The 288-nt window shown below is 71.5% G+C and carries 1 pseudogene; it reads left to right on the plus strand.

Annotation, left to right across the window (positions count from 1 at the left end):
• Window positions 1-288: pseudogene (locus tag EN804_RS36560) on the plus strand (hypothetical protein); the annotation flags it as partial.

A 288-nucleotide genomic window follows, 5' to 3' on the forward strand; every position in this document is an offset into this window, starting at 1 on the left:
TTGGCCGCCTGCAGCCGGCCGGCAAGACCGGTACCACCAACGACGGGCGCGACAGCTGGTACGCCGGCTACACCGGCGATCACCTGGCGGTGATCTGGATCGGCAACGACCAGAACGAGCAGGCCGGCCTGTATGGCGCCACCGGTGCGATGCGGGTCTGGTCGGGCATCTTCCAGCGCCGGCCGAGCGGGCCGGTGGGGGTCAGCAACAAGGGCCTGGACTGGCAGTCGGTCGCCCCGACCGGCCTCAACGGCACCGATGAAGGCTGCCCCGGCGCGCGCCGTTTCC

Source organism: Mesorhizobium sp. M8A.F.Ca.ET.161.01.1.1 (assembly GCF_004792105.1).
Classification (GTDB): Bacteria; Pseudomonadota; Alphaproteobacteria; order Rhizobiales; family Rhizobiaceae; genus Mesorhizobium.